The sequence below is a fragment of the Mesorhizobium sp. WSM3873 genome, assembly GCF_001672445.1.
Lineage (GTDB): Bacteria > Pseudomonadota > Alphaproteobacteria > Rhizobiales > Rhizobiaceae > Mesorhizobium.
Window position 1 is genome coordinate 56,515 of the sequence record NZ_LYTM01000020.1, and the last position, 6,929, is coordinate 63,443.

Below are 6,929 nucleotides of genomic sequence, written 5' to 3' on the forward strand. Positions count from 1 at the left end.
CGGGACACCCTTCCCTTTCCCCTGGATTTACAAACCGCCTTTGTGGCAGACTCATAATGGGGCTGGGGGGACATAAGATGGAAGTCGAGTTTCTGACGGGAAGTGCAGTGGAGCGTGCCCTAGGGCGGCTGATCAGAGATTACGACGAGTTTCATTGGGCGGTCGCCTGGGGAACCTCCACGTCGCTAGCTGAAAAATTACTTTCGCGGCCCTCCAAAATCAGGGCCGTCACCTTTGGTCTTGCTTTCGCTCAAACGGACCCGAACCTTATCGATTCGCTCGTCAGAGTCGAAGGATCCTACGTCGTCACTGAATTTCCGAAAGGAACTTACCATCCGAAGGTTTATGGTTTTCGCTCTGGGAAGCGAGCGGCGGCGATAATCGGAAGCGCGAATTTCACCCTCGGCGGGCTTGGCAAGAACCACGAAGCGTCAGTGCTGGTCACCGGTTCGGCCGACGACAGTGTTCTAGCCGACATTTTCTCATTCACAGCGCGCAGCGCCAAACTTGGAGAGAGCGTTACACGGGAGCTTGCGCAGCGGTACCGCGTTAGCTGGAAGCTCACAGCACGCAAACCTCGTCTCCCCCGCAACCCCCTTAACGAGGTACCTCTCCCAAACCTCAAGGGCCTTACATCTCCCTTAGTCGACATGGACTGGGCGGGTTACGTCGGCGCCGTGAGGCGTTCCAGTTACCATGACGCGGACGAGAGCCTGGAGCTTCTTCGGATTGCGCAGACCTGGCTATCGGCTGCCCGTTCATTTCACGAACTAAGTCTTTTGCAACGGAAGGCGTTAGGGGGTGTAATCGGGCAGTGGGAGAAGGCCGGCGATGACGAACTCAATCGAGACTGGGGCTGGTTCGGTTCGATGAGTGGCGCCGGAGATTTCAAGAATCGAATCTCGGAAAACGATCGATCTCTGGCTCGAGCAGTCGACAGCATCCCTCAGAAGGGAGATGTCACGAAAGAACACTTCGACCGTTTCGTACGTCTATTCATCAATGCATTTGCCAACTCGCATCGGGTCGGAGGGGTACCAACGGCATCGCGATTGTTGGCTATGAAGCGACCTGACGTCTTCCTGTGCATCTCAAACCCGAACATCGACGCCGCTGCCAGTGAGATGGGTTTCGCCAAATCGACCCTCACCTTGGACAATTACTGGGAGCGTGTCGTGGAGGTGATCCGGGCATCGGATTGGTACAACACCGACAAACCGGAAACCGACGAGGGGCAACTTTGGGAGTGCCGCGCCGCAATGCTCGACGCCATCTTCTATCGACCCAAGACCGCGTAGGAGTTTGCTGGATTCTCCGATCAGCTCGGGATTTGGTCAGTGTGAAACTTGGATTTCACACTAAGCGCCATATCCCCGAGAGTGGCTCGGCAAAGCCGTCCGACGACTAGCGCTGTTCGCCTTACCGACCACCGGGTTTCGAATTCGTCAAGCCCGATGAGCCATCTTTTAAGTTGAGGTTCCCTCGCCGGGATCGCGAATGATCTCTATATCTCCTGGGCCCCAGGCCATGTGACTGCTTCTGTCCACGGCAGGAGTTCGTATGACGGCCTTTTCTTGTCCCCAGTTCTCCCGGCACACAACACGGAAAGGCCCGTCAACGACATAGGTAAATATCTTACGAGACGGATCCTGTGCTGGTCGCCAAGCAATGATCCTCCCTCCGTGCCAGGCACGCGCGGCTTGGGTCTCGTGCAAAAATATTCGGCCACCGACAGCTTCGTTGGCGACTTCGTCGCTGACGACCCAATTGCCGGATTCGTATCTGGCTTCCTCCTTTAAATGTCGATGGTTCAACCCGTGCGGACAGACAAAATGCAGTTCTAAGGGCACAGACTGGTTCCTCCAAACTAACGTTCGAAATGTGACACGCCCTTATACGGAGTCAAGAAAGCCGCGGGAAAGCTGGGAAAAACTCGCAGCCAGGGATGCCTAAATTCGTCCGGCGACCTCGCATTGGGTATCCATTGGAGAATAGAGCGCAGGGGCGCCCGGCACCTTGTTAGCCACAAGCCATAATGTATCGCATCCTTGGGATCGATTGCGAACTCGAACCCGAGCATGACGAGAAGTTGGCGTACGCTGTATACACCCGGCGAAGACGTCACTGTTCAGGCAGGGGATCTCAACCTCTTCGAATCCGAGGAATGAAGCCTGCCACCCGCTGGAATTGGTGTACATCGATATGGCGGCCGGCATTCGAAATGTGGCCGAATCCTGGAGTCTTCCCGATCCATAACAGCGTTACCCATCACACAGGACTCGGCTATGGTTCACCTGCGAGTTCATTGGGATCGAAACAAACCCCGATCGTATCGATGAGTAGGGGGCAAATGTGGTCGGAGAAGAAAGATGGTTGGCATCGTCAAGGGTCTAAAGGGCGACATTTTTGACGAATGGCGTAGTGGCTACGATCTCCTCGTCCTGTTCTCGCACAACGGCTTCACTAGTCTGAATGGGCGCCTTCGGGGCGATCACCCGTTCTCGCCAAGCGATCCGCAGCTGCCATCCCTTGGCGCCCATGATTCCTGGCACGGAACACTTCAGCCGCTCAATGAGGGAAAGTGGTTCATCGCTTTCCGAGACGCTACTGAGCGAGGCCCGGGACTTAGTGACGAGGATGTCGCGGACGCCTTCGCAAAGGTCTATCGGATTTGTGGGCGTCATAATTTAAGCCGCGTGCTCACAAATGGAGTCCGAGCGCCTAGCGCCCCATTGGCGCAAGCGCACGATGATGCTCGCGTCCGCCTTCTTTACGATCTGGCCCGCGAAGGGCAGGACGTATCTACGACCTTCATAGATCTTGGGGACACATTCAGCCAACACCAACCCTAGCAGATTGGTGCGCAAGCCGCGCGCGCTGGCGCCACTCGTTCTCAGGCCTGAATGTGCCTTGGTCACGCGTGGCAAGGAGCGACGGCGAGCTTATAGTTGGCGGTCATCTGACTGGCAAGGATTCGAGGTTGCCGTCGCAGAAGAAGGTGCGGCGGGAACGACGCCGTACCGATCCGCATGGCGATATTTTTCAGACGCTTGGTCACCAGCCAAGCAGAGTCAAACCTTAGAGCCCCCACCACCCCTGCTGGCAGGCTTTCCAAATAACATAGTCGACTGTCGAGACACTGTGCCCCGACTGACGTGACAATCGTCCGCACAAGTCGTGTACCGTCTCGCCCGACCTTGCAGCGACCCTCTCTAACCAGACGTCGGGTTTCGCAACGTCGACGCCCAGGTTCTTTGCCAGGTGATACTTCGTGATCCCACCGATGTGGGGAAGGGTCTCGCAAAACGCGATCACTTCCTCCGGTCCGTTCTGCCATGCCGACCGAAACCCCTCGAAATACTCCGTTCGGTTCGACATCACCTGGTTGATGGATTTTTTCTTTCCCGGATGACCAAACGTGTCCCCCACCTCCCCCAATTCGATCAGCGACGATTTCATTCGTGACCAGATGTCTTGGGCAACCGTCCACCTCATTCCACTGTTGAGGATGACGTACGAGACCCTCAGAGCAAAATCGGTAGCGTCGATCGGAGGGGATTTCGTCTCGACCTTTTTCATCGCGTCAGGATCGAGTTCGCCGACCCGTTGCCGATAACCGAGATACTCCTCGAGGGTCACCTATGGGTTCCGCTCTTTGTCGCACCGATCGTTAGTGATAACCCCTCAGTGTAAAAGTGACATTTCAAACCGAAGGAATGACCGACGAAGTTTATAGTAGATTCTACTATCAACCAGCTTTGCGCTTCGAATGAGAATGATCTCGTCCGGACCGACCTGGTACCGATGGAACAACAACCAAGATTTCTACTAAAATCTACTATCAACTACCCTCCCCTTCGAATGAGAATGATTTCGTCAGGATCGATCTGGTAAGGAACTCTGGTGTCTCGCAGCGAACACCGCGCACGCTGCAAAACCTTCATCGAGTCAGAGTCAAACAATCGGATCGTTCTCGCGGTCATCCGATAGGCGACCGTCCAATGATTGTGGCGACCAGAGAGACCGATGATTGCGACCTGGTTCCCGTGCAGACCTTCGCGCAACGCGGCCCAGAGATCGTCGAAGCGACGCACTTTCGACGTCAACATGGCCATGCTGATTGGCGCCTCGGCTACCTCTTGAAGGTAGTCACAGGCAGCCTCGACAAGGGCGTAAACCGTAGGGATTTCGATCCCCAGTCCGACCGTCTCATGGGCCGTCACGCTGTTTGTCGTCAGGCTCTCCGACAGAACTTGGAACAGGTCAATTGACTTCTCACGCCCCAACTCCGGGAACAGAAACCGCACGGCGTTGATCACGCAGTAGACCCCACAGAGGCTATCCAGGTCCCCTTGATTGAACGGCGACAGGATCTTCTCGGCGACCGGAATGCTCAAAACCCGCGCGCGCAAAATCGGTCGGCGAACTTCTTGGTCTTGGCCAGACATAGCGCCATCTCAGATCATGGAAACGATACGGCGCTGGGCATCGGTGTCGCCATCGATGTAGCTCTGGGTCATCGATAGAGACCGGTGACCGGCGAGGAGTTGAACATCGCGGAGACATCCTCCCGCGCGGTGCGCGGATCGTGCTGCCGTCGTGATGAAGGTCCGGCGCCCCGAATGGGACGAACACCCTTCGAAGTTCAGCTTGCTGTAGAGTTCGACGAACCAATTGACGATGCTGTTTGCCCGCATCGCGCCACCGCGGCTTGAACGGATCACGGGTTCGTCGCCTCCCTCCTCCTCTAGCAACAGAGACAGGGCCCTCCTGAGGTTGGGATGAAGTGGAATTCGGCGTCCGGATTGACGTTTCGCGATACGATCCTCGATCACGACCAGGTTCCCGATCTTTCCCTTCGGATTAAGAAGCATAGACCACTCCAATCCGGCGATTTCGCAGGCCCTCAACCCGGCCTTACAGGAGAGGAGGATAATCACCCGATCTCTCATGGGACGGGATGATTTGCGCGTTTGCGCAAGCATTTTGCGCAACATTGAATCGGTGACGACCTTGGCTTGACGACCAAACATGCGGTTGCGCTCCAGAGGTGGGGACAAACCCAGATTATAGGCATATATTCCTATTTTCAAGCCGAAAGGCACCCGCAAACTGCCGTCTTTGGGAAGTGGTCGCTCAGTTTTCTTGAGAAATTGGGCGGGCGTCGTAGGCCACACCGCGCTCGGCGCCGATCGAGGCCTTCGGAGACCTCGCGGCCGAACCCGACGCTCGCGATGTTCGCGACGCAGGTGAAGATTGCGGTCCGCGAGGCCGGCGCAGAATCCGAACCGGATCGGTGGCTCGGCGGCGAACAAGGGAGGCGGCAGGTCAACGCCAGAGGGCGCGGCGCCGGCAGCGCTGCTGGCCTGCGGCGAGATGGCGGCGGCTGGGGCCGTAAAGGGGGAAGCGGCCGCTTCCGGGCGCGGCGGCTGATGGTCAAGGCGCGGTTGGTCAAGTTCGCGTCCCAGCGCGGTGCGCGTGTTCCGGAAGTGCGCCGCGTCTCCACCAGGGCGGTCGATGCACATCTGCGCTATCTCCAACCTTCTGAAGCTCACAGCTACCTAGAGAAACGATTCGCAGAGCGGAGGACGCATCTCTTGACACGTCGCTGAAAATGCCGCTTAGTAAATTCTAAAGTAAGAATTGACCTACATACAAGGCTCAAAAAGACTGGATACTAGGTTCGATGGCGAAATAGTCATCGAGCCATAATGGTATCCTCTTGTTTCGTGGAGGCGAGACATGGCGGCCGAAAAAAATCCGCGAAGGGAAACAGATCCGCGGGCTGCGCCGAATACAGAGCCTGAAAATGTTGGCATACAATCAGAAATCAACGCGCAAGAGCGCTCTCACGACGCGCTTCTAGTCGCGTCTATTGCCCTTCGTGCTATCGAGAACGAAGATTTCGGCAAGGACATACGGGCTGCAGATGCCATGCGGCTAAAAGAGGTTGGCATCAAGTCGTTGTCCGTCGCCGAGTTCCAATCAGCTCTCAACGAAATGCTTACGACCATCAGGAGGATCGAAATGGCTTCCGTACAATCTGCTGGCACATCTGCGTCGCAACCATCCCCGGGGTTGCAGTCCGGCGCCACGACCTTCACCGCTGGGACTGCGTTCACAGGCGGCGGCGGTTCCACCACTGGAACGATCGGCACCCAGGGTTCGATCGGTGCGGCGGGCGGCAGTTCCTCACAATTGTCCGGCGCCACGACCTTCACCGCTGGGACGGCGTTCACAGGCGGTGGTGCAACGATTGGAACGATCGCCACCCAGGGTTCGATCGGCGCGGCGGGCGGCAGTTCCTCACAATTGTCCGGCGCCACGACCTTCACCGCCGGGACGGCGTTCACAGGCGGCGGCGCAACGATTGGAACGATCGGCACCCAGGGTTCGATCGGTGCGGCGGGCGGCAGTTCCTCACAATTGTCCGGCGCCACGACCTTCACCGCCGGGACGGCGTTCACAGGCGGCGGCGCAACGATTGGAACGATCGGCACCCAGGGTTCGATCGGTGCGGCGGGCGGCAGTTCCTCACAATTGTCCGGCGCCACGACCTTCACCGCCGGGACGGCGTTCACAGGCGGTGGTGCAACGATTGGAACGATCGCCACCCAGGGTTCGATCGGCGCGGCGGGCGGCAGTTCCTCACAATTGTCCGGCGCCACGACCTTCACCGCCGGGACGGCGTTCACAGGCGGCGGCGCAACGATTGGAACGATCGGCACCCAGGGTTCGATCGGTGCGGCGGGCGGCAGTTCCTCACAATTGTCCGGCGCCACGACCTTCACCGCCGGGACGGCGTTCACAGGCGGCGGCGCAACGATTGGAACGATCGGCACCCAGGGTTCGATCGGTGCGGCGGGCGGCAGTTCCTCACAATTGTCCGGCGCCACGACCTTCACCGCCGGGACGGCGTTCACAGGCGG

The 6,929-nt window shown here is 57.9% G+C and carries 4 protein-coding genes and 1 pseudogene; 2 read left to right on the forward strand and 3 right to left on the reverse strand.

Features of this window, described 5'->3' with window-relative positions; all coding sequences use genetic code 11:
* The first annotated feature begins 77 nt into the window (after positions 1 to 77).
* Positions 78 to 1,298, forward strand: coding sequence for a phospholipase D family protein (locus tag A9K71_RS15210; RefSeq protein WP_156752688.1), 1,221 nt, complete (start codon positions 78 to 80; stop codon positions 1,296 to 1,298).
* 1,780 nt (positions 1,299 to 3,078) lie between these two features.
* Here A9K71_RS15210 and A9K71_RS15225 read toward each other — a convergent pair.
* From A9K71_RS15225 to A9K71_RS32575, 3 genes are all read right to left on the reverse strand, one after another.
* A complete protein-coding gene (locus tag A9K71_RS15225) occupies positions 3,079 to 3,639 on the reverse strand; it encodes a hypothetical protein (protein WP_066996981.1) in 561 nt (186 codons plus the stop codon).
* 206 nt (positions 3,640 to 3,845) lie between these two features.
* Positions 3,846 to 4,448 (reverse strand): hypothetical protein, encoded by a 603-nt coding sequence (locus A9K71_RS15230; protein ID WP_066996984.1) that lies wholly within the window; start codon positions 4,446 to 4,448, stop codon positions 3,846 to 3,848.
* A gap of 9 nt (positions 4,449 to 4,457) precedes the next feature.
* Entirely contained in the window at positions 4,458 to 5,525 is a 1,068-nt protein-coding gene (locus A9K71_RS32575) for a site-specific integrase (RefSeq protein WP_245299634.1), read from the reverse strand.
* A 502-nt stretch (positions 5,526 to 6,027) separates the two neighbouring features.
* On the opposite strand from A9K71_RS32575, the pseudogene A9K71_RS31540 reads away from it, so the two are divergent.
* Positions 6,028 to 6,929 (forward strand): annotated as a pseudogene (locus A9K71_RS31540) (hypothetical protein); the annotation flags it as partial.

What these genes read in the sequence shown, in the direction of transcription:
- A9K71_RS15210 (WP_156752688.1), top strand. Translation starts at nt 78, where the DNA reads ATGGAAGTCGAGTTTCTGACGGGAAGTGCAGTGGAGCGTGCCCTAGGG.
- A9K71_RS15230 (WP_066996984.1), bottom strand. Translation starts at nt 4,448, where the DNA reads ATGTCTGGCCAAGACCAAGAAGTTCGCCGACCGATTTTGCGCGCGCGG.
- A9K71_RS32575 (WP_245299634.1), bottom strand. Translation starts at nt 5,525, where the DNA reads ATGTGCATCGACCGCCCTGGTGGAGACGCGGCGCACTTCCGGAACACG.